Below are 23,890 nucleotides of genomic sequence, written 5' to 3' on the forward strand. Positions count from 1 at the left end.
AACTTTTATCTTATCTAACGAATGTTCCAATCTCTTCACCTAAGACTACACGCTTTATATTTTCCATCTCTTTTAATCCAAAGACTACTATTGGTATTTTATTATCCATACATAAAGAAACAGCAGTTGAATCCATTACTCCTAAACCACGATTGATTACATCAATATAATCTAGTTCTTTAAACTTAATAGCATCTGGATTCTCATCTGGATCAGAATCATAAACCCCATCAACACTTTTAGCCATCAAGATGGCATCAGCTCCAATTTCTGCTGCTCTTAAGGCCGCTGTTGTATCGGTAGAAAAGAAAGGATTTCCTGTTCCAGCTGCAAAAATAACTACTCTTCCTTTCTCTAGGTGGCGCATAGCTCGACGTCGAATATAAGGTTCAGCTACTTGTCGCATGCTAATAGCAGTCTGCACCCGAGTTTCTATCTTTAATTTTTCTAATGCGTCCTGTAAAGCTAAAGAGTTGATTACTGTAGCTAACATACCCATATAATCAGCAGTACCGCGGTCCATTCCTTTGGCACTACCGGCTACACCACGAAAGATATTTCCGCCACCAACTACTATTGCGATCTCTACTCCTGTCTTTAATACCTCTTTAATTTCTTGAGCAATTGAATTAATAAACTGTGGATCAATTCCATATTCTTGATTACCACTTAATGCTTCACCACTTAATTTAATAATAACTCGCGAAAATTTCGCTTTGGCCATCAAAAAACCCCCAGTCTTTCATTACATTTCTATATGCATAATGAAATCCCTTTTTTTGTAGTATAATTTTATTTAAAAAGAGAACACATTAATGTGTTCTCTTTATTAAATTTACTCTTTACTTTTCAACTTCATTCATTACCTCGGCAGCAAAGTCTTCTTCTTCAACTTCAATACCTTCACCTAACTCGTAACGAGTAAACCTTCTAATATTAATATTTTCACCTAGCTCTGCAATCTTTTCTGTAATTAATTCTTGAACCGTCTTCTCATCATCACGAATATAAGGCTGCTCTAATAGACAATTTTGAGAATAGAACTTATTCAATCTACCCTCCACTATCTGTTCTACAATATGTTCCGGCTTACCATCATTAAGTGCTTGTGTCTTAAGCACCTCTTTTTCTTTAGCAATAACATCTTCTGAAACATCTTCTCTAGATAAATAAGCTGGATTAGCAGCGGCAATATGCATTGCAATATTATTAACTAATTCTTTGAATGCTTCGTTCTTAGCAACAAAGTCTGTTTCACAATTTACTTCTAATAATACTCCAATCTTACCGCCCATATGTATATAAGAATCAACTAAACCTTCGGCTGCTGTACGTCCTGCCTTCTTCTCTGCATCAGCAATTCCTTTTTCTCTTAAGTACTTAACAGCTGCATCCATATCACCGTCAGTTTCAGTCAATGCTTTCTTACAGTCTAAAATTCCAGCGTTCGTCTTCTCTCTCAATTCCTTAACATCTGCTGCTGAAATTCCCACTTTATACCCTCCTTTAAAATTAGGCTTAAGAAAAGGGCGTTATAAGGGTTCCCCCTCATATAACACCCTTATTTATGTTAGATTCAATTATTGATTTTCTACATCTGCTTCTTCGTCATTAGCTTCTACTGCTTCAGTTTGCTCAAGCTCTTCTTGTACGCCTTGATTCCCTTCTAAAACAGCATCAGCCATAGCTCCAGTTAATAATTTAACAGCTCTAATTGCATCATCGTTCCCTGGAATTATATAATCTATCAAATCAGGATCACAATTTGAATCTACAATAGCTACAATTGGAATTCCTAATTTTTTAGCTTCTGCTACAGCAATCTCCTCTTTCCGAGGGTCGACCACATAAATAGCATCTGGCAGTCCATTCATATCTCTAATTCCACCTAAAAATCTAAGTAATTTATCACGTTCCTTTTCTAACTCCATCACTTCTTTCTTAGGTAGAACCTCAAACAATCCATCTTCTTCCATTTGCTCTAACTCATTTAAGCGATCAATACGCTTACGAATAGTTTGATAGTTAGTTAACATACCACCTAACCATCTTTCGCTTACATAAGGCATACCGCATCTTTCAGCTTCACGCTTAATAGTCTCTTTTGCCTGTTTTTTAGTACCTACAAATAAGATTTCTTTTCCTTCACTTGCAAGATCACGTACAAAGTTATACGCAACTTCAACTAACTTAACTGTTTGCTGCAAATCAATAATGTAGATACCATTTCTCTCTGTAAAAAGATAAGGCTTCATTTTTGGATTCCAACGCTTAGTTTGATGACCGAAATGAACTCCTGATTCTAACATCTGTTTCATCGTTACAACAGACATTAACAACACCTCCTCTCCGGTTTTAATCCTCCACTTTCGTCACTTTCCTATTAAACCTAATTTATATAACTAGGCACCCTAATAGAAATCAGAAAGTGTGTGTGATTTGGTGCATTATTAACATACACCATTAGGTAGTATAACACAAAGAAGAGATAATATCAATACCATTTTAGAAAAAATAATAATCGACAATTAGCCAACTCTTTGCAATGACTAACTGTCGATTATAGTTAATAATATATTCTCTAAAGAATCATTTCTTTTAAATCTGTACTCCCCAGCTAAAATTTTATTAGTAACATTCAGACTATCAAATAACTTTAATAATGCCGCTTTATCCTTAATAAGATTTATCTGTTGTAATTTACTAGCAACTTGATTAGCCGTTGCTCCTTTCTCAATCTTTAAAGTAATAAAACCTTCCTGTTCCTTTTCTTCTAAATCGGATCTTAAACTAGAAGGATTTTGTTCAATTTTTATATCTAATCGTTCTAACTGTTTTTTTACTTCATCTTTGCTAAGCTGATTAGGGAATTCCATTCCTAACTTCCTAGCTTCTCTGATAATTACTGATCTATTATTAGCTAATAAATCTTTATTAGATTCAGCATCCGGATTGTCTTTTAAAAATAATCCTAATGAAAGCAAGACTAAAATAATTCCAACCATTAATAGTGCTCTACGCATTAAGATAACTCTTTGTAACAATTAACCTTCACCTCGATTATTAAGCTTCCAAATTAACTCAACTTCTCGTTGACCTAAATCTAATCTTTGGGCAATTTGAGCTAAATCAAATCCTTCTTTAAACAATTTAGCAATCTGTTGATATTGTTCATTAGACGAATTAATAGCATTCTCCTCTTTTGGTTGCTCATTATCTTGTGCTGCTTTTAATTCTTTTAATCTTTGTGCTGGACTTTTTGGCTTAGACTGCATATTCATTTTTGATTCTAAAGTATCAGTAAATTTTTCATCTCTATCTCCATTTGCTCTCTTCTCTTGTAGCGAACTTTTCAATTCTAACTCTTTACTCTCTATTTTATCTAAAGTATTATCGAACCTATTATCTAAATCTTTTATCAATTCTTCTAACTTTTGTTCCCTCTTTTTTAACTCTTTATTAAGTTGAATATAGTCAGTTAGTATTTCATCATTAATTAACTTATCTTGGTGATAGGTTAAAAAAAGAGAGACTAAGATAAAGCTAATACCTAATATAAAGATTAATACTTCCAACATTTTCACCTCAAATTAATCTAAACTATACTTTGATATCAATATACTTTCCTCTTCTGCTCTTCTTTCTATCTTCAGTTCCTTCTTGATCCTCTTTTGAATCTCTTTTTTTCTGCTGCCCTTTACTTTCGTCTCCTTCATCTCTTATCTTCTCTTGACTAGTCTCTTCTGACTCATTAACTTTAGTCTGTTTCTGCTCATTATTCTTCGCCATTTGATTAACTAATTCCTGCTGTTGAGCCTGTGGTTGTTGTTGTTTGATTTGCTGTATCTTACTAGCTTTTAAAGAGCGAGGAATTTGCGTATGAGGATTAATTGACTTTACCATATACAACACCACCTACTTAAGCATAAGATCCTCTTTTAATCTCACCATCTTCTACATAGTACTGTACATTAGAAATTTGCTTGCCAATCTTTTTGACTTCGGTACCAATAGTAATTTCTACCCCTGAATAAAGCTTATCTTGTACTTTTACTCGCCCATGCCTTCCTTCTTCTAATCGCTTATCTAACCTCTTCTTTTCCTTCTTTAGATCTTCTATATTCTTCGACAACTGAAATCTAATTCTCGTCTTCTGACTTAATAATTCACGTTCTTTCTCCGATAGTTGACCACCATTCTCTTCCTGGCGCTTTTTAATATAATTAATTGACTTTAAAGCCTCATCTAGTTCTACTTGGTAATTATCCAATTCCTCCGTCAACTCATGATATTGGTCGCGCAAAGCTGGAGTTACACCAACAAACAGCTTAGTCTTAGTAGCTAAATTAGAACCAACTACTTTAGCATCTATCTCCCTTCCTGCTCTGACCATGCCACCTACTATTAATCCTTTGTTCACTACTTTAATCGCTTCAGCAGCATCAATGTCACTATGCATAATTGCCTCACTAACTATTAAATTCTGTTCAGTAACTACTTTTCCATTCTCTATAAATTTAGCCTTAACATCTCCATCTGCTTCAATCTTACCTTTATTCTTACCTATGAAACCGTTTTTAATAGTAACTTCACCACCAGCTTCTAATTGGGCTGCATGCACACTACCTTGTACATGAATATCATGTTTTGCCTTAACTTTCATACTATCCTTAATATCACCTTTAACAATGACTGTTCCTACAAATTTAACATTTCCTGTAGATAGATCTAGGTCACCATTAACAGTATGAACCTCGATAACCTCTATTTTATCTCCTTTATAAAAGACTTGACCTTCAATATCAGAGCGTAAAGTAAGACCATCTTCACTTAAAGTAGTATTCTTTCCCCCTGGAATCTTAAGATCAGTTGGAGCTTCAGGTTCTACCTCTTCTCCCCTTACATTCATGCCTGGTGTTCCAGGTTTAGGAGGGCTCTTAGTTGCTAATACACTTCCAGCTTCTACATTATTAATCCGTCCTAAGTTGCGATAATCAACCGAACCATCTTCTAATTGCTGAACCTTTCGTTCTTGACTTTCTAAATCAAATTTAAAATCAATCTCTGCATCTTCTCCTGCTATAGGCTCAGTCCCTTCAGCAATTAATACTTCCTCTATTTCCTTATCTATAACACCATCTTCATTAAAAAGTTCATTTAACCTTTCTTCTCTAAGGCCATATTCAATTCCCGTTTCTTCTAGTACAGTTTCTACTCTATCTAAAGTAGCTTCTTCTCCTCCTAGGGGAGTAATTACTGATAAATGAGCGGCCATCTGGTCATTACTAATTTCTACTATAATTTCAGCATCTTTATCTAATTCTTGCTTCCGAGGAGCGACCTTAACAGTCTTTTCAATTCCTTCTGCCAATATCTCACTAACTTTATCATAATCTACATCTTCAATCTCTTTAGCTTCTAATAATTCTTCTATATCTCTTAAAACAACCCGACTTCCATCCCCTACTGGTAGTTTAACTTGAATAAAGATTCCCTCTTCATCCACCTTAAAAGTTAATTTGCCATCTTCTGATTCTATCTCTTCCTCTTCACCATCATCTTCACTTCCATCTTCACTTCTATTTTCCTTTTCAAGCACATCAATCTCAAATATTTTCTTCTTCCCAATCCCAAGAAAACCACTATTCTCTTCAACCAACTCTACTACTAAATCATCTTCGACCAAACCTTCTTGCCCGTCACCTTGCAACTTTTTTAACGCCTTCTCTATAGCCTCATCTCGATCTTTGGCTTCAATCCTCACTACTTCTATCACCCCCCTAAAAAAGTTTACTAATCTCATCCACACTGTTAAATTAACGTTTCTTTCTTTCTACTTAAATATCCTCTTAACCGATAAATCGCTTTAGTATGTAACTGTGACACCCTTGCCGTCGTCAAGTCTAAAACTTCACCGATTTCTGTTAAATTTAAACCTTCATAGTAGTATAGAGTTACTACTATTCGTTCCTTATCTTTTAATTTATCGATTGCTGCACCTAAAACTTCTTTTATTTCTTCATAGGTCAAGCTTTTTTCTGGATTAGCGGTCTCTTCATCTGCTATAACTTCAATTAAAGTGATCCCTTCAGTTTGGTTACTAGTAATAAAACTATCTAGGGATGTTTCCTGGGGAATATTCACTTCTTTCATTAATTTATTATACTCTTCTACATCTAAATTTAACCTCTTCCTTATCTCCTCATCAGTAGGCATTCTCTTTAGTTCATTAGCTAATTCGGAATGAATTCTAGCCACCTTCTTGGCTTTACGCCGAACTGAAGTAGGAACCCAATCTAACCTTCTAACTTGATCAATAATACTCCCCCGAATTCGAGCAATAGCATAGGTTGAAAACTTAACTTGTCGACGATAGTCAAATCTTTCAATAGCATCAATTAATCCAATGACTCCATAATTCTCAAGATCTCCGAATTCAAAAGTATCCGGTAGATTAATTACAACTCGATTAGCAACATATTTTACTAACGGTATAAACCGAAGGATTAGTTGCTCTTTTGCTTTCTGGTTCCCATTATCTTTAAACTCAATCCATAATTCTTGCTCTTCCTCAGTTCTTTGGTTGACTATCTTTACCCCTCCTTTTTAGCGACTAAGTATCTTTCATATTCTTAATCATTTGAGCTAATTGTTCCGGGTCTTGTCCTGTAAGTTCTTCTTCTTCTAATTCATTAACTTCTTCTAACTCTTGATAATCTACCTCTTCTAAGTTTAAAGGTTGAAAATTATCTTCTCTTTCTTCGTCTTCAATATCTCGATTCTGTTGATTATACTGTTGAGCAGCTGTCTGCTGGGAAACTGAATTCATCTGTTGCTTAGGTTTAACCTCTTGTTGCCCTTGATTTTGATTTGCTATATCTTTATTCTTTAGGTTGTCACTTGTCGTTGATTTCATTACTAAATAACCAATTAAACCTCCAAATACACCGAAAAATATAGCAGCTAATATACTTCTTTTAATTATAATTAAGAATAGCAATCTATTTGCAATTGCTACTATCGCAACTAACAAAAAAGCAACTATAGCAAACATAACCGATAAAAGCTTAATTAAGCCTTTCAACCTTTTCAACTCCCTCTTATAAAACCTGGTCTTCACCTTTAACTGTCTTAATTAGTACTTTATTATCTTTCAAATGAAATTCCATAGTTCGTCCGTAATCTTTTCCAACGTCTTCTGCTAATAGCTTTATCTTTTCTTTTTTCAATATCTCTTTAACAGCTTCAGCGTTACGAGCTCCAATCTGCATTTGAGAATTAGCATTATCAAACTTAAACATTTGTGCTCCACCAGCTATCTTAGCAACTAATCTTCTTTTACTTGCTCTAGCACGCTCTAATTCATCTAATAATAGCCTTATTGCTGTATCTGCATATTTAGCTGGATTATTATTCTTACGATTATTAGGGGCTTTGGGTAACATTATATGGGCTAACCCTCCAACTTTAGTCCGCGGGTCATACAAAGCAATTCCAACACAAGAACCTAAACCAGAAGTTATCAAAATATCATCTTCTTTTCCAACATTCAAATCTGCCATCTTTACTCTAATCTTCTTCATATTTAGTTAACTCCAAGTTGGGCTAGAATTTTATTCAATGATTCAGGAGTGGGAATAAAGAAGAAATGTCCTTCTATACTCTCATCTCCATTCCAAAATTCAGTTTCAACTACCAAAGCGTAATCCCCAATATGACCTACCTGTAAGAATGCAACTTCTAAAATTGCCCCTGCCATATCAAAAGCTAAAGCTGGTACTGAAGGCAGTAAAGAAAAATCTGTCATTTGACTTAAAGCATTCAAATAAGAATTAGTTAAAATATTTCCCATCTCTTCTAAAGTAGAATTTTCGATCTTCTCAGTCTTATTTTCACTCTCTAACGCTAATCTTTCATCCAATAACATATTTGTTAAACGATCAGCACTCTCTTCCTCTAAAGCAAATAATATCTTCCCAGATGCATCACCTACTACTTTAACTAAGATACCCGCAATTAAAGTATCAGGTCCTCCTAAAATTTCAGGTACTTCATTTAATGGTAAGATACTGACTTCTGGAACACTCATATCTATCTTCTGCTCTAAAATTTGCGAAAAAGCTGTAGCTGCATTCCCTGCTCCTATATTAGCAACTTCTTTTAACGCATCTAACTGGAGTGCTGAAAGCTCTTTAACTTCCGTTTGCTTTTCATTGTCCATTATTAACAAACCTCCTTAATTTAACTTTTCCTTATCTAAGTCAATCTTCTCCATCTCTTTTATCTCTTCTGGATCTAAAATTTTAGTCAAATTTAGTAAGACTAATAACTTATCATCTATTTTGATTACACCTTCTAAGTACTTTTTATTAATTCCACCAGCTATCTTTGGAGGAGGCTTAACTGTATCTTTAGAAATACTTAATACCTCTTTTACCTCATCAACAATCATCCCTACTTTATTCCCTTCAGTTTCTACAATTATAATCCTTTGTTCTTCTTCATTGCTAATATCCAAATTAAACCTTTTTCTAAGATCGATAATCGGAATAATCTCACCACGTAGGCTAATTATCCCTTCTACAAAATTGGGAGCATTAGGTATCTTAGTTATTCTCTGCATCTCTATAATCTCTTGTGTCTCTAAAATTTCAACTCCATACTCCTCATCATTCAATCTAAAAGCAACTAATTGCATACCCTACCCCTCCTTTCTAACTCAAGCCCTCGCAAAATTTAATTATAAAATTTTATCTCGATTAGGACTATTACATACTTAATTGCTGACGCCAAAAATTCTATGTTAAATATGCTTGAAACTTTTTCAACTAGCAATATTCCTGACATCTAAGATTAGTACGACTTCACCAGTTCCTAAGATTGTAGCTCCAGAAACATTGGTGAGAATTGCATCTAAAAAACCACCTAAAGGCTTAACTACTATCTTTTGCTGGCTAATCAGTTCGTCTACTATTATCCCTACTCTTTCTTCGCCATCTGAGACTATAAGCATCGGAAATTCATCTTTTGATCTTAAATCAGATTCTTTAAAGCCTAATTTATCATGTAAATAAACTACAGGAATCATTTCATCTCTTAGGATGAAGAACTCCTTACCTTGCATGTATTTAATATCTTGTTTAGATAGATCATAAACTTCATCTATAATACTCAGCGGCAACACATAAGTCTCTTCTTTAACTTTAATCAATAAAGCTTCAACTATAGCTAAAGTTAGTGGTAGCCTAATAATGAACTCCGTTCCTATTCCTAATTCTGATTTAACTTTAATTTGACCACCTAATGATTCAATAGTATTTTTTACTACATCCATTCCTACACCTCGACCAGAAATATCTGTTACTCCTTGAGCCGTACTTAACCCTGGTGCAAAGATTAAATCAACAATTTCATTATCACTCATCTCTGTTAACCTCTCATGGTTAACTAATCCATTTTCAATTACTTTCTCTTTGATACTTTCTATGTTTATCCCTGCTCCATCATCTTTGATAACTATTTCTACTGTGTTTCCTTTTTGGGTTGCTATAATAGAAATAGTACCTATTTCATCTTTCCCTCTTTCTATTCGCTCTTTAGGAGTTTCTATACCATGGTCAATGCAGTTTCTAAGCAAATGTATTAATGGATCACTTAACTCTTCGATAATAACCCTATCTAATTCAGTTTCTTGTCCTTCAATTTCCAAATCAATCTTTTTATTCATCTCTTTGGCTAAATCTCGTGCCATTCTTGGCAATCTATTAGTAACCCTATTTAAAGGAGTCATTCGCAAATCCATGATAATTCTATGTAATTTATCTGTTACTCGGTCTACATTCTCCATTGCTTCTCTTTCTTGTAAATGTTTAGAATCATAGTTCAACTCATTAATCTGAGACTTATTAATCATTAATTCTCCTACTAAATTCATCAATTCATCTAAGCGACCAACATCTACTCTCACTGTAGAAGTTAAGTTAAAGTTATTTGCTCTTTCTTCAGCATTAGTACCAGTTGAACTATCTTGTGCTATATTCAAATCATCTATATCTAATTTATTAACTTCTAATTTAGCAAGGTCAGCTTCATCACTAATTACTGATTCTATCTCTGAAGTAGACTTAAGTGTAGATAATAATAATCTAAAAACTGAACAATCTAATTCTCCGGCTTCAATTAATGCCAATTCTGGATCACTCTTGATAATTCTTCCTCTACTTTGCATCTGATTAATTATCATAAAAGCCCGTGCTGATTTTAATTGTGTATCTGCATTCAATTCAATATTAATCTCTAAACAATTCTTATTATCTTCTAATTCTTCTTTAATCTTTAATATATCTTCTTTATCTAAATAAAGCCCATTCTTATTCTGAGGACCCTTTGATTTCGATTTACATTCATGATTATCTAGTTGTGAAATTAATTCTTCAACCTTCATTTGAAAATTTTCAGGTTTAAACTTGCCATTCTGACTGATTTCTTGAATAATCAACTCTAGTTGATCTAAAGCAGAAAATAAGATATTAATAAGTTCTGAATCAATTAAAATCTCTTCTTTACGAATTAAATCAAATATATTCTCTAAAGAATGAGTCAAATCAACTAACAACCCGAAATTCATAGCTCCAGCCATTCCTTTTAAAGAATGAACAGCTCTAAACAATTCATCAACTTCTTTGAATTTCTCTCCTGCCTCTTCTAATTCTAATAAATATTTATTTAAAATTTGTAAATATTCATTTGCTTCAACTATAAAATCATCTAAATACTTAGAATTATCCACCGAAATCTCACCTCCCCTTCACCATCTTACTAAACCTCTTGCATAATCAGTTAATTATACTCTAAATGTCTTTTAAGCTGATATTGTTCCATTTCAATATTAAATGAATCTTATTATTATATAATTCGATATAAATTACAAAAGCCCTTTTCTATGTAATTCTAATTGTTTCTGTAGACCCCACTGTACTATCTCATCCTGTTTAGAACGATTAAAATTAATAAATTCAATGCCTAAACCTAATCTATCTGAACGATTAGGCAATTCATCAATCCTTACTACTTTTCCTAATACTTTTTGAAAATTTAATTCTTTTACATCAAATTTCAATTCTATAAATACATCCAGAGGAATATACTTATCAACTACTAATAATACTCCTCCCCCACTTATATCTTCAGTTACAGCTTCTTGAAAATCATTCTGTTCCGCTTCATCATAACCTAAGTTTATTAAATCATTTATCTGACCATTTATACTATCTACAATTAAGCGCCGATAGTAAACAGTCTCTCTAATAGGGACACGTACAAAATCTCTTCTTTGGATCTTCTCAACTTTAGATGGGTATTGTAATTTGCAAGTGCCTATATTCCCTTCCATCTGCCTTGACAGAACTTGCGTGTCGAATTTATACTTAGCAACTTGGTCTGTATAAATTACTTCTAATTTGGTTCCTACTGGTAACGGTATTAATGTCTCCTTCTTAATCGGTAATGTAACTTGAATTTCCTGGTTATCTATTCTTGTTACTTGGCTTAAATACTCTCCATTATACACTCCAGATTTAACATGTAATTCTACCGATTGATTAACCTGCAGTTTTAAATTTGCCACTACTTATTCCTCCCTGTATTCATTAGCTATATCTAAGATAAACCAATCAATTTACTAAAGAAACCTTTAATTCCCCCTGACTTCTCTTCTACTTCAATATCTAACAATTCATTCTTAATCTCATTAATCGCATTAGCCGCTTTACAGTTAGGAAACTCTAATATAAAAGGTTTCTGTTTCTTTACAGCTTTAACCACATTCTTATCACTAGGAATCATCCCTAATATACTTAAATTAACCTCTAAAAAGTCTTTGGCCACCTTACTTAAGCGTTTAGAAACATTCTCTCCTTCTTTTGAATTCTCAATTTGATTAATTACTAAATTAACTCGAGAATTCTTCTGTCGCTTAGCAATAACCTTTATAATACCATAAGCATCAGTTACTGAAGTTGGCTCTGGAGTAGAAATCACAATAATTTCATCAGCTGCTAAGATAAAATTAACTACACTCTTAGAAACTCCAGCTCCAGTATCTATTAAGATAATATCGTACTTATCCTCTAATATCTGCCAACCCTTAATAAAATTTTGTAATTGATAATCTGATAGATTAGCTAATTCTTCTACACCTGAAATCCCAGGAATGATGTCTAATCCTTTAGGTCCCTTCATAATAATTTCTGTTATTTCTTTCTGTCCACTAATCATATGATTTAAATTATACTGAGGAGCTACCCCTAAGACAACATCTATATTCGCCATTCCTAAGTCGGCATCAATAATAGCTACTTTCTTTCCTTCTGATTTAAGTGCTAATGATAAGTTAACAGTAAAATTTGTCTTGCCAACTCCACCTTTACCACTAGTAATAGCATAGGTTTTGGTTAAATTCTCTTGCTGATTCTGTTTTGACTTCTTATTCTCTCTTCCCCTAACCAACTCTCTTAATTTATGAGCCTGGTCTCTCATCATAATTGCTCCTTTAAAAAGTTATCAACTATCTTTTTAGGATCCAGCACTTCTATATCTTCTGGTACATTTTGACCGTTAGTTATATACGATAAAGGCTTATCAAACTCTTCTACTACATTTAAGAGAATGCCTAAGTTATTAGTTTCATCTAATTTAGTAAAGATAAACTTATCTATACCTATACTCTCAAAATTTAAAATAATATCAATAATATCATTAAATTTAGTAGTTGCACTTAATACCAAATATTTTTCATCAATCTTAGCACTATCTATCAATGCATTTAATTCAGACATCTGCATTTGATTCTTCTGGCTTCTACCAGCCGTATCAATTAAGACTATATCTTTATCCATAAACTTATCTATCGAACGATTGAGCTCTGAGGGCGTAAAGACTACTTCTAAAGAAGAACCTATGATTTCACTATAAGTCTTTAACTGTTCTACTGCAGCTACTCGATAAGTATCTGCAGTTATTAATGCTACATTCTTATTCTTAATCAAGTTAAAATTTGCTGCTAATTTAGCTATTGTTGTTGTCTTTCCTACTCCAGTAGGTCCTATTAAAGCAACCACTTTAGGTGTCTTACTATCAAGTTCTACTGGAGATACCTTAGCTAGTCTTTTTTCTAATTCTGTGGCTAGAATTTCTTTAGTTTTACTATGATCACCAAAGTCCTGTGGTTCTAATTCATCGGTAATTGACCGTAAAATTTCAGTTGCTAATTCTTCTTTAACTCCACAAGTCAATAATTTATCAGTTATCTGTTGTAAGGATTCGGGTAGATGGTTGTAAGAAGCTGTTAACTGCTTACTTTCTAATTCATTTAAAAAATTATTCATCATCTGCTTCATCTGATTTAATTCTTGTTGTAACTTTTCGTACTTTTGGTTCTCTTCTTGTTTATCAATAGTAGCTATTACTTCCACTATCTTCTTACCAAAGAAACCGAGAAAACCACCTTTTTTGAACTTGCGAGTATGCAGAATAATAGCATCTGCTCCTAAATCAGCTTTAACCTTAAACATAGCTTCCTGCATATTCTCACCACGATAACGTTTAACTTCCATTTATAAGCTCACCATCCCTACGGTTTGTACATTTAAATTTGGTTCTAGTTCATTAAATGATAGTACAGTCAAATCCGACGCAACCTGTTCTGTTAAGTTCTTGAAATGATATCTAATTACCGGCGAAGTAAGAACGATCGGATCATAACCTTGTGACATCATCTGTTGAATCTGCTGTGATAAATTATTAAATAATTGTTGTGCTGCATTAGGATCCATAGTTACATATGATCCCTGTTCAGTATGTTCAATTGAATTAGAAATCTTTTCTTCTAGTTCTGGAGCTAAAGTAAGAACATTAATATTATTGTTTTCATCTTTATATAGTTCGGAGATCTGTCTTGATAATGCTTGCCGTACATACTCTGTTAAAATATCAGTATCATTTGTATTACGTGCTTGGTCAGCTAATGTCTCTAAGATTGTTACTAAATCCCTAACTGGTACTCCTTCTCGTAATAAGTTCTGTAAAACCTTCTGAATTTCACCGATAGACATTAGATCTGGGATTAATTCATCAACTACTGCCGAATAATCTTCTCTTAAATTATCAATTAATTCCTTTACTTCTTGTCTACCTAATAATTCGTGAGCATGTTGCTTAATCAGTTCTGTTAAATGAGTTGCTACTACAGAAGGGGGGTCTACTACCGTATATCCCGCTAATTCTGCTTTTTCTTTCTGTTCTTCAGTTATCCACATAGCCGGTAAACCAAATGCTGGTTCTGTCGTTTCAATACCATCTAACTCCTCAGTTACCATTCCAGAATCCATAGCCATATAATGATTAATCATAATTTCATGCTGAGCAATCTTAATCCCCCGTAAATTAACTCGATAACGATTCGGTTCTAATTGCATATTATCTCGGATACGAATTGGTGGAATAATAATTCCTAATTCTAATGCACATTGACGTCGAATCATCGATACTCTATCTAAAAGATCTCCCCCTTGTTCGGGTACTACTAAGGGAATCAGATTATAACCGACTTCTACTTCCATTGGGTCTACCCGTAATAGTTCATCAATACTTTCTTGTTCTTGATATTGAGCTATTTCCTCTTCCTCTTCAGTTGCTGCGATTTCTTCAGTTAATTCCTGTTCAGTCTGATATAAAACATAACCTAAACCACCTAAGATTACTGCTAATATTAGGAACGGAATGGTTGGTAATCCACCTACAAAGGCTAAAATTACTAATAATCCCGAAACAATTAATAGGCTCTTCGGTTGAGCAAAGATTTGATTAGATAGATCAGTTCCTAAGTTAGATTCAGAGGCAGCTCTAGTCACTACAATACCGGTCGCCGTTGAAATTAAGAGAGCTGGAATCTGACTAACTAATCCATCACCTACCGTCAATAAAGTATAAGTCTGTAATGCCTCTGTAATCGGCATCCCTTGTTGTAAGACACCAATTACTAAACCTCCAATAACATTTATTAAAGTAATTATAATTCCGGCAATCGCATCACCTTTAACGAACTTACTAGCACCATCCATGGCACCATAAAAGTCAGCTTCATTACGTATCTTCTTTCGCTGTTCTCTTGCTTCTGCTTCAGTAATTAAGCCAGCATTCAAATCAGCATCAATACTCATCTGTTTTCCTGGCATAGCATCTAATGTAAATCGAGCTGCTACCTCAGCTACTCTTTCCGCACCCTTAGTGATTACTACAAACTGAATAACTACTAGGATAATAAAGATGACAAATCCTACTACATAATTCCCGCCTACTACAAACTCTCCGAAGCTTGCAACTACCTCGCCAGCATATCCTTCTCCCAAAATAAGTCTTGTTGTCGACACATTAAGTGCTAAACGAAATAAGGTTGCTATTAATAATAACGAAGGAAAGACCGAAAATTCTAATGGTTCCTTGGTATACATCGAGACCAAAAGGACCGTTAATCCAAAGGCAATGTTACAAGTTAAAAGTAGATCTAATAAAAAAGTAGGAACCGGAATAATGAACATAATTACGATAGTAACAACAGCCAATGCAAAAATAATATCATTATATTGATTAATGCCACCTTGAGGTAGCCTATCCGCTGGAGTAGACAAATCTAATACCCCCTTTCGTTATTTAATTGGTATACATAAGCTAATATTTCAGCTACTGCCTGATATAACTCTACCGGAATCTCTTGACCGATTTCAGCTTCTGCATACAATGCTCTTGCTAAAGGCTTCTCTTCTACAATCTCTATATCATGTTCTTTAGCCTTTTCTTTAATTTTTTGGGCGACTTCCCCTTTACCTTTACCAATTATTACTGGCGCTTCCATTGTATCCATATCAAATTTGATTGCTACTGCAATATGAGTCGGGTTAGTAATTACTACATCAGCATCAGGAATATCAGACATCATCCTATTCATAGCTAACTTCTGTTGTTCCTCTTTAATTCGTTTCTGTACCTCTGGACTACCTTCAGTCTGCTTCCTTTCTTCTTTTACTTGCTGCTTTGTCATCTTTAAATCCTGTTCATGCTGCCATTTTTGATATATAAAATCACCGACTCCTAATATAATTAATATAATACTAATCTTAATTGCCAACGAATAAACTATCCCGCCAATTAACCTAAGTGCTTGGTCTAAACTCATCTTTCCTAATAACAATATATCTGATAATCTGCTCTTAATTGTCAAGTATGCAATTACTCCAACAATGCTTATCTTTAATAATGACTTTAAAAACTCTACAAATGTCTTTTTAGAAAACATATTCTTAAAACCAGAAATTGGATTCAACTTACTAATCTTAGGTTGAATTGCTTTTGGTGTAAAAAGAAATCCAGTTTGAAAAATTCCTAAAGCGCTACCAATCACCGCAGTTACAACCATAATCGGGGCTATTAATTGAAGAATAAAACGCATTATTTCTAATAATAAAGTATGAAAATTACGAGCAGTTAAGGCTAAAGTTAAATAATCACTCAAGAACTTAGTCATAAATTCTGATAATTCAACAATCATACTATTCATTAAAAAGAAAAGGACAATAAAACTAAATAATAAGGTAAATGCCATAGATAAATCTTGACTTTTGGCCACCTGTCCCTCTTCTCGAGCCTCTTGACGCCGTTTGGGGGTCGCCTCTTCGGTCTTTTCTTCAGCTGGCATATTAATCCCCCCTTAACTACCTAAAATATTAATTATATCATTCATATTAATAAACATATCTCTAAACAACTCTTTCAAGAGTGAAATATAAATCGGCATTGTTAAAGATAACAATAAAATTCCTACTAATATTTTAGTAGGGAGACCGACTACAAAGATATTAATCTGAGGTACTGCTCTAGCTACTAAGCCAAAAGCTATATCAGTTAAAAATCAGACTGCTACTAATGGTAGAGCAATCTTAAAGGCTAGTGGGAATAATTGACCAATAATCTTTAGCAATTTCATAAATAACGCATTAGATAACTCTGCTTTAGTTAAAGGAATAATAAGAAAACTTTTATCTAAAGCCTGTAACAAATGATGGTGCCCATTAATTACCAAAAAGAGTAATGTAGCCAAAATATTTTTAAATTGCCCTGTTAAAGCACTTGGATTTCCATTCTGTGGGTCCATTACATTAGCTAGAGCAAAACCCATTCGCATATCCATAAATTGACCTGCTAATTGAATACTAACAAATATTAATAGAGCTATAAGTCCTAAAACAAGTCCAATACTAAATTCAGTCAACATATCAAATGTTAGATATATTAAATTACTTGGTAGTTCTAAATTATTATTAGAGAGCACATTCCCTAAGATAAAAGTTATTAATAACGCTAATCCGAGTCTAATACGAGTAGGAATAGTTCGACTACCATAAAAAGGAGTAATTATAAATAGACCAGTAACCCTCATCAAAATTAAGACTCTTTGATATATGATCTGCATAATCGCTAAATCCATAGCTATCTCCTTTACTACCCAACATAACTAGGTATATTTATAAATAAGTTCCGAACAAAATCTAAAAGCACATTTAACATCCAAGGACCAAATACTATAATTGCTCCTAAAACCGCAAGAATTTTTGGAATAAAAGCTAAAGTTTGTTCTTGAATTTGAGTAGTAGCCTGAAATATACTGACTAGTAGACCGGTTAAAAGACCTAAGCCTAACATAGGAGCTGTTACCATTAAGACTTTCATTAATGCAGTTCTACCTAAATCAATTACCAACTGTTCCGTCATCTAATAAGCTCCCCTCTACTAACTAATTAAACGTCATAACTAATGATTTAATAACTAAATACCAACCATCTACTAATACAAATAGTAGTATCTTAAACGGTAATGAAATCATTACTGGCGGTAACATCATCATTCCCATAGACATTAACGTACTGGCTACTATCATATCAATAACTATAAAAGGTAGGTAAATTATGAATCCGATTTGAAAAGCAATCCGTAATTCACTAATAATATAAGCCGGTATTAAGACATAAGTTGGAATATCTGCTTGATTTTTGGGTCTAGAGACCTTTGCTATATCTACAAAAAGAGCTAAATCTTTTTCCCGAGTCTGTTTAAACATAAATCCTCTCAATGGCTTTATCGCTTGTCTATATAATTCTTGTTGATTAATCTCATCAGCTAAGTACGGCTGTATAGCATTATCATATACTTGCGTAAAGACTGGAGCCATAATAAATATAGTTAAAAAGATTGCTAACCCAATGATTACTTGGTTAGGAGGCATCCGTTGAGTTGCCAAAGCCCTTCTAATTAAAGATAGGACCACAATAATACGAGTAAATGAAGTTAACATTATTAAAATAGCAGGTGCTAATGATAGTACTGTTAATAATAAAAGAATCTGTAACGGTAAGACTAAATCTTGATTATTATTAGCATTATCTATATTTAAACTAATATCTGGCAGTTGAAAAGTTGGAGCTGCCTCTACGACTTCTTGGTAACCAATGACTAATAATAGTAATAATCCTAATACTACTAAAATAGATCTCTTTCTATTTTTAAACATGATTATCTTCATCCCTATTAAACCAGTTCATAAATCCTTCTTGCCAATTCATTCCCTTTCCATTAACCACTTTATTAGTTATCTCTTCTACTTCCTCTGGATTATCTATTTTCGCCAACAACTCAATCTGTCCTTCACTAACTCCTAATATCCAAAGTTCATTAATGACCTTTGTCAGACATAGAAATTGATTAGAATTAAAATGAAGCCTTTCTAAAACTCTTAAGTTTTGATTAAACCCTTGCAAATTACTCTGGCTTTTAATAAATTTAATAATTATAAAGAATAGAATAATAATGAAGCTCAAGTAAAATAGTGTTTTAAGTAATTGCCAGGAAAAATCCATCTTAACACCTCTATCTAATCTAATATTTTCTCAACCGCTCCTAAAACTCTTTCAGCCTGAAAAGGTTTAACAACAAAATCTTTAGCTCCAGCTTGAATAGCTTCTACTACCATTGCTTGTTGTCCCATAGCACTACAGATCAATATATTAGCAGTTGGATCTTCATTTAAAATTTCTTTAACTGCTGTTATTCCGTCTTTATCGGGCATCGTAATATCCATTGTTACCAAGGTAGGTTCATACTTCTTATATAATTCTATAGCTTCTATTCCATTCTCGGCCTCTCCTACTACTTCGAAACCAGCCTCCACTAGTATATCTTTAAGCATTACCCGCATAAAAGCAGCATCATCAGCTATTAAGACTGTTCTTTTCATCAAACCCCTCCTACAAACTATTAATCCTTTCCATAGGACTAACTATATCAGTAACTCGGAAACCAAAGTTCTCATCAATTACTACTACCTCTCCTTTAGCTACTAGTTTCCCATTAACTAAAAGGTCAACTGCTTCTCCTGCTAATTTATCTAATTCAATTACTGAACCATTCCCTAACTCTAAAATATCTTTAATTAGCATCTTAGTCTTTCCTAATCTAACAGTAACCTCTAAAGGTACATCTTGAATCAGATTTATATTATTCTGCATTCCAGTTGCTTGTCCATTACCTAACTGAGAAAACTGTACAGATTGGACATCAACATTATCTTGTCTATTAACAGCCCCACTCTTACTTGCCTCCATCTGTTGTTGCATCTGCTGCGCTTGTTGATTCGTCTGCATCTGTGGTTGAGGATGTTGATTATTCTGTACAGGTTGTTGGGTATTTGCTGTTTGCTCTTGCTGTTTACTATTTGCAACCTGCTTAGAAACTGGTTCATCTACATTCTCCTCAACTATAGCATCTGCCTGGGCTGAAGCTGTCTCTTCTTCCTCAGGTGGGTTAACTAAGTATTCCACTAACTCTTTAGCAAAATCGACCGGCATTAGCTGTACAATTTCACTATCTATTAAATCACCGATATTCAAATCAAAGGCTACTCTAATTATCGGTTCTTCAACATTAAAATCACGGTCTTTAATTTCATCACTATTTAAAGTTAATAATTCAGCATTAGGTGGTGATATATTAACCTTATCACCTTGCATGACTGCTGACATAGAAGTAGAAGCAGAACCCATCATCTGATTCATGGCTTCACTAACTGCACTTAGATGCAACTCATTTAATTCTTCATCAGGCTCGCTACCATCTCCTCCCATCATCAGGTCAGAAATGATTGCTGCATCTCTCTCTTGAATTATAAGCATGTTAAGCCCTTCTAACCCTTCTACGTATTCTACATCAACTAAAACACATGGCCTTTCATACTTATTAATTAACTCACTTAGAATGCTCAAACTCACTTTAGGAGCAGTAATTTCTACTGTTTTATTTAATAGACTATATAATGCGGTAGCAGCCGACCCCATTGAAATATTTCCAATCTCACCAATAGCATCTTTCTCAACATCTGTCAATTCTACACCATAATCTCTTCCGTCATTAGATTTGCTTTCAGTATTCTTATCTTCCTCATTATTTATATTTTCTTCATCGCGTTCATTATCTTCACTATCTACATCATTTTCATCATCATTATTTGATGCCAATAAAGCATTAATTTCTTCTTGTGATAGAGTCTCATCACTCATCTTGACCCTCCTCTCCTTCATCCAAAACACCACTAATTTCTACAGCTAACTTACTACCTATAACTCCTGGCCTTCCTTTAAACTTATCTTTGCTACCAATCTTTATTTTAGCTTCTTGGTCAGCCTTTTCATCTAATTTTATCACATCTCCTACTTGTAAGTCTAATAAATCTGCAACAGTAATCGTTGTGCTAGCTAAGTTAATTACTACTGGTAATGTTGCCTTATTTAATCTATTCTTTAACTTTCTTACACTCTCTTTATTACTACCTTCCCTAGCAGTTGAAAACCAATATTGAGCATTCAATTTATCAACTATTGGTTCTAATACAATATAAGGAATACAGACATTAATTAATCCCTCAGCTTCTGCTATTTGAGCATCAAAGGTAGCCAAAATAACCATATCATTACTAGGTACTATCTGAGTAAACTGTGGGTTTGATTCTAAAGATTTAATTCTAGGTTTTAATTCAACTACATTCTCCCAAGCCTCTATTAGAGCACCTAAACTATTCTTTATTACTCTCTTTAACACCATCTCTTCAATATCAGTAAAGTCACGAATATCATCAGGAGCTGTACCTTTTCCACCAAATAATCTCTCAATAATGGCATACCCTACTTTAGGATTGACCTCTAAAATAAATTCCCCAGGTAAAGGATTGAAATCACATACACTCATAATCGTCGGTTGAGGAAGAGAACGTATGAATTCATCATAAGATAACTGTTCAATAGAATTTAATTCAATACGCACCATTGTTCTCAACTGAGTAGAAAGTGTAGTCGTTACTAACCTAGCAAAGTTTTCATAAATCATTCGTAATGTTCTTAACTGATCTTTGGAAAGTTTATCAGGTCGTTTAAAATCATATACCTGTACTGACTTTTTATTACTTTCTTCCTTAATCTCTTCGGCCTCTACCTTACCTGAATTAAGGTCATTTAACAAGTTATCTATTTCATTTTGAGATAATACCCTATCATTGGCCATATAATTTCACCCCCTACTGAACAACAAACTCTGTGAAGAAGACATTAGTTACCTCTCCCTTAGGTATAAACTTATTCAAACTCTTTCTAATTTCCTCCCTCAAATCACGAGTTCCTGCTTGACTATTTATGTCATCTTGTTCTTTATTACGTAAAATTGAAATTATAGCATCTCTTACCTGTGGCTTACGCTTCTTAAGTTCACTAATTACTTCTTCATTACTAACTTCTAATGAGAGGTTTAGTCTAACGTATCTACTTCCTCCAGCTAAATTCACTATAAAATCTCCTACTTTATGAGTAGGGCCTAATTTAGTAACTGATCTTTTAGCTTCAGTCGTTTTGATTCCTCCCCCTAACTGCTTCAACATAAAGTAAGAAGTTCCTGCTGCAATAACTAATGATAAGACAACCATTAATACTACCATTAATTTAAAGTTTTGTCCTTCCTCACTCATTGACATTGCCCCCTTTTCCCTTACCTTGCTTACCAAATTCCTTTTTTAAAACAATAACATCTACTCTTCTATTTAGAGATCTATTTTTAGCATTAGTATTCGGTTTAATTGGTTTATATTTAGCATAACCTGCTGCCGATAGTTTGGCCGGGTCAATTCCATTATTTTCAATAAAATGTCTAACTACATTAGTGGCTCGAGCAGTCGATAATTCCCAATTCGAAGGAAACCTTGAATTATTAATAGGCAAGTCATCAGTATGACCTTCCACCATGATTTGATTAGGTACTTTATCAATAATACCTGCTATCTTATCTAATATATTATATGAATTCTTCTTGATTTTAGCTTCACCTAAATCAAATAAGACTTTACCGGTAAATCTAATAGTTAACCCCCGGTCTGTCATTTCTAACTTAATCTCTTCTTGTAAGTTTTCATCTTTTATATACTGGGCAATCTTTTGGGCAATCTGATTAAAACGTTGTAAGCCTATCTCTTTTCTATCAACCCCGGCAGTAATTAATTTCGCTGAAGAGATAGTCTTCCCCCCTTCTAAAACACCTAACTTCCCCTTAAGAGCCTCAATAACCATTTGGAATTTTTCTACATTTATCGATGAAAAAGAGTATAAAAGTACAAAAAATGCTAATAAAAGAGTCATCATATCGCCATATGTAACTAACCAATTATCTCCTCCACCGTTATCTTCCTGTGAACGTTTCTTTTTACGACGCGGCATTACTTCCCACCGCCATTTCTCCTTCTGCATTCAATTCTTCTTCTTCTAACGTTTCACGAATCGAGCCTGATAAGAAGGCCTTCAACTTCTCTTCAACGATTCTTGGGTTTTCCCCAGCTTGAATCGATAAAATTCCTTCAATCATTACTTCTTTTACTAAAATCTCTTCTTCACTCTTCATCTTTAATTTTTTAGATAGAGGTATAAAGATTAAGTTAGCCATAAATGTACCATAAAAAGTAGTAATCAAGGCAGTTGCTAAACCACCGCCTACATTTTGAGGGTCATCTAAAGTACTTAACATCTGAATTAAACCAATTAACGTTCCCATCATTCCAAAAGCAGGTGCCAGTTCAGCCATAGTACCAAAGATACCACGACTAGTAGCATGACGTTCATCTAAAAAAGCTAATTCTGTTTCTAAAATACTTCTTACTAGCTCTGAATCTGTCCCATCCACTACCAATTGAATTCCCTTTTGTAAGAATGGTTCATCCAAATCTTGAGTCTCATCCTCTAAAGCTAATAACCCTTCTCTTCTTGCCTTTTCAGCAAAACTTACTAAAATGGAGATAACTTCTTGTGGGTCCATGCTTTGTTCATAAAAGGCTATCTTCAAGATCTTAATTAAATCTTGAATATGTTTAAAAGAGTAACTTGCTGTAGCTGCTGCTAATGTTCCTCCTACTACAATTAATAGCGAACTAAAACTAACAAAGATAATTGGCTGACCACCAAGGATTATTGCTCCGATAATCAAAACTAATCCTACAGCAAAGCCACCTACAGTTGCTAAATCTAGTTTCATTATCTCACCTCATTTCTAGAACATATCTCCTTAAATCCTTCATCTATTTCTCTCTTATACCGAATTACTTTATCTATAATTGAATCTGCATCTTCTTTAACAACTATCTTACGTCCAGAAGTCAAAGAGATAACAGTATCAGGATTGGCTTCAATCATCTCTATTAAATCCGCATTAACCACTAATTCAGCACCATTTAACTTAGTCACTTTGATCAAAAACATCA

28 protein-coding genes and 1 pseudogene are annotated in these 23,890 nt (G+C 33.8%); all 29 read right to left on the bottom strand.

Annotated elements, in window-relative coordinates:
* Positions 1–10 precede the first annotated feature (10 nt).
* The 29 genes and pseudogenes from pyrH to BM077_RS00960 all read right to left on the bottom strand — a co-directional run bounded on the left by pyrH (position 11) and on the right by BM077_RS00960 (position 23,888).
* Positions 11–724: a UMP kinase gene (pyrH, locus tag BM077_RS00820; RefSeq protein ID WP_089747137.1), complete on the bottom strand. Its 714-nt coding sequence runs from the start codon at positions 722–724 to the stop codon at positions 11–13.
* Positions 725–842: 118 nt separating this feature from the next.
* A complete protein-coding gene (tsf, locus tag BM077_RS00825) occupies positions 843–1,493 on the bottom strand; it encodes a translation elongation factor Ts (protein WP_089747139.1) in 651 nt (216 codons plus the stop codon).
* Between the two features lie 87 nt (positions 1,494–1,580).
* Positions 1,581–2,333: a 30S ribosomal protein S2 gene (gene rpsB / locus BM077_RS00830; RefSeq protein ID WP_089747141.1), complete on the bottom strand. Its 753-nt coding sequence runs from the start codon at positions 2,331–2,333 to the stop codon at positions 1,581–1,583.
* A gap of 216 nt (positions 2,334–2,549) precedes the next feature.
* Positions 2,550–3,023, bottom strand: coding sequence for an endolytic transglycosylase MltG (locus BM077_RS00835; protein WP_143018594.1), 474 nt, complete (start codon positions 3,021–3,023; stop codon positions 2,550–2,552).
* Positions 3,024–3,044: 21 nt separating this feature from the next.
* The gene (locus BM077_RS00840) at positions 3,045–3,578 is read right to left on the bottom strand and encodes a DUF2802 domain-containing protein (RefSeq protein ID WP_089747145.1); all 534 of its coding nucleotides are present in this window, start codon (positions 3,576–3,578) and stop codon (positions 3,045–3,047) included.
* A 22-nt stretch (positions 3,579–3,600) separates the two neighbouring features.
* Positions 3,601–3,903, bottom strand: coding sequence for a hypothetical protein (locus tag BM077_RS00845; RefSeq protein WP_089747147.1), 303 nt, complete (start codon positions 3,901–3,903; stop codon positions 3,601–3,603).
* A gap of 16 nt (positions 3,904–3,919) precedes the next feature.
* On the bottom strand, positions 3,920–5,764 hold the full coding sequence (locus BM077_RS00850; RefSeq protein WP_177188336.1) for a FapA family protein: 1,845 nt from the start codon (positions 5,762–5,764) through the stop codon (positions 3,920–3,922).
* A gap of 47 nt (positions 5,765–5,811) precedes the next feature.
* On the bottom strand, positions 5,812–6,591 hold the full coding sequence (locus tag BM077_RS00855; protein WP_089747153.1) for a FliA/WhiG family RNA polymerase sigma factor: 780 nt from the start codon (positions 6,589–6,591) through the stop codon (positions 5,812–5,814).
* A gap of 22 nt (positions 6,592–6,613) precedes the next feature.
* On the bottom strand, positions 6,614–7,084 hold the full coding sequence (locus BM077_RS00860) for a DMT family transporter (RefSeq protein WP_089747155.1): 471 nt from the start codon (positions 7,082–7,084) through the stop codon (positions 6,614–6,616).
* A 16-nt stretch (positions 7,085–7,100) separates the two neighbouring features.
* Positions 7,101–7,583, bottom strand: coding sequence for a chemotaxis protein CheD (locus BM077_RS00865; protein ID WP_089747157.1), 483 nt, complete (start codon positions 7,581–7,583; stop codon positions 7,101–7,103).
* Positions 7,584–7,585: 2 nt separating this feature from the next.
* Positions 7,586–8,221 carry a chemotaxis protein CheC gene (locus BM077_RS00870; protein WP_089747159.1) on the bottom strand — a complete coding sequence of 212 codons (636 nt, stop codon included), beginning with the start codon at positions 8,219–8,221 and terminating at the stop codon, positions 7,586–7,588.
* Positions 8,222–8,236: 15 nt separating this feature from the next.
* On the bottom strand, positions 8,237–8,698 hold the full coding sequence (locus BM077_RS00875; protein ID WP_089747161.1) for a chemotaxis protein CheW: 462 nt from the start codon (positions 8,696–8,698) through the stop codon (positions 8,237–8,239).
* Between the two features lie 126 nt (positions 8,699–8,824).
* Positions 8,825–10,789 (bottom strand): chemotaxis protein CheA, encoded by a 1,965-nt coding sequence (locus BM077_RS00880; RefSeq protein ID WP_089747164.1) that lies wholly within the window; start codon positions 10,787–10,789, stop codon positions 8,825–8,827.
* Positions 10,790–10,924: 135 nt separating this feature from the next.
* On the bottom strand, positions 10,925–11,626 hold the full coding sequence (locus tag BM077_RS00885; RefSeq protein ID WP_089747167.1) for a flagellar brake protein: 702 nt from the start codon (positions 11,624–11,626) through the stop codon (positions 10,925–10,927).
* Between the two features lie 32 nt (positions 11,627–11,658).
* Positions 11,659–12,537, bottom strand: coding sequence for a MinD/ParA family protein (locus tag BM077_RS00890; protein WP_089747169.1), 879 nt, complete (start codon positions 12,535–12,537; stop codon positions 11,659–11,661).
* Complete coding sequence (flhF, locus tag BM077_RS00895) at positions 12,537–13,613, bottom strand: flagellar biosynthesis protein FlhF (protein ID WP_089747171.1); 1,077 nt, start codon at positions 13,611–13,613, stop codon at positions 12,537–12,539. Before flhF ends, BM077_RS00890 begins: the two co-directional genes overlap by 1 nt.
* Entirely contained in the window at positions 13,614–15,686 is a 2,073-nt protein-coding gene (gene flhA / locus BM077_RS00900) for a flagellar biosynthesis protein FlhA (RefSeq protein ID WP_089747173.1), read from the bottom strand.
* Between the two features lie 2 nt (positions 15,687–15,688).
* Positions 15,689–16,750 (bottom strand): flagellar biosynthesis protein FlhB, encoded by a 1,062-nt coding sequence (gene flhB, locus BM077_RS00905; RefSeq protein ID WP_089747175.1) that lies wholly within the window; start codon positions 16,748–16,750, stop codon positions 15,689–15,691.
* A gap of 12 nt (positions 16,751–16,762) precedes the next feature.
* Positions 16,763–17,539, bottom strand: a pseudogene (gene fliR / locus BM077_RS00910) (flagellar biosynthetic protein FliR).
* Positions 17,540–17,553: 14 nt separating this feature from the next.
* On the bottom strand, positions 17,554–17,823 hold the full coding sequence (gene fliQ / locus BM077_RS00915) for a flagellar biosynthesis protein FliQ (RefSeq protein WP_089747179.1): 270 nt from the start codon (positions 17,821–17,823) through the stop codon (positions 17,554–17,556).
* 22 nt (positions 17,824–17,845) lie between these two features.
* The gene (gene fliP, locus BM077_RS00920) at positions 17,846–18,619 is read right to left on the bottom strand and encodes a flagellar type III secretion system pore protein FliP (RefSeq protein WP_089747181.1); all 774 of its coding nucleotides are present in this window, start codon (positions 18,617–18,619) and stop codon (positions 17,846–17,848) included.
* Positions 18,612–18,965 (bottom strand): flagellar biosynthetic protein FliO, encoded by a 354-nt coding sequence (locus BM077_RS00925; protein WP_089747183.1) that lies wholly within the window; start codon positions 18,963–18,965, stop codon positions 18,612–18,614. Before BM077_RS00925 ends, fliP begins: the two co-directional genes overlap by 8 nt.
* Positions 18,966–18,979: 14 nt before the next feature.
* Positions 18,980–19,342 (bottom strand): response regulator, encoded by a 363-nt coding sequence (locus tag BM077_RS00930; protein ID WP_089747185.1) that lies wholly within the window; start codon positions 19,340–19,342, stop codon positions 18,980–18,982.
* Between the two features lie 10 nt (positions 19,343–19,352).
* Positions 19,353–20,660, bottom strand: coding sequence for a flagellar motor switch phosphatase FliY (fliY, locus tag BM077_RS00935; protein ID WP_089747186.1), 1,308 nt, complete (start codon positions 20,658–20,660; stop codon positions 19,353–19,355).
* Positions 20,653–21,657: a flagellar motor switch protein FliM gene (gene fliM / locus BM077_RS00940; RefSeq protein WP_090003376.1), complete on the bottom strand. Its 1,005-nt coding sequence runs from the start codon at positions 21,655–21,657 to the stop codon at positions 20,653–20,655. Before fliM ends, fliY begins: the two co-directional genes overlap by 8 nt.
* A 13-nt stretch (positions 21,658–21,670) precedes the next feature.
* Complete coding sequence (locus tag BM077_RS00945; protein ID WP_089747188.1) at positions 21,671–22,114, bottom strand: flagellar basal body-associated FliL family protein; 444 nt, start codon at positions 22,112–22,114, stop codon at positions 21,671–21,673.
* A complete protein-coding gene (locus BM077_RS00950) occupies positions 22,107–22,886 on the bottom strand; it encodes an OmpA/MotB family protein (RefSeq protein ID WP_255361516.1) in 780 nt (259 codons plus the stop codon). Before BM077_RS00950 ends, BM077_RS00945 begins: the two co-directional genes overlap by 8 nt.
* Positions 22,843–23,664 (bottom strand): motility protein A, encoded by an 822-nt coding sequence (locus BM077_RS00955; protein WP_089747191.1) that lies wholly within the window; start codon positions 23,662–23,664, stop codon positions 22,843–22,845. Before BM077_RS00955 ends, BM077_RS00950 begins: the two co-directional genes overlap by 44 nt.
* Entirely contained in the window at positions 23,664–23,888 is a 225-nt protein-coding gene (locus tag BM077_RS00960; protein ID WP_304441010.1) for a flagellar FlbD family protein, read from the bottom strand. The genes BM077_RS00955 and BM077_RS00960 overlap by 1 nt, the downstream gene beginning before the upstream one ends.
* Positions 23,889–23,890: the final 2 nt, after the last annotated feature.

This window comes from Candidatus Frackibacter sp. WG13 (assembly GCF_900114655.1).
Taxonomy (GTDB): domain Bacteria; phylum Bacillota; class Halanaerobiia; order Halobacteroidales; family Acetohalobiaceae; genus Frackibacter.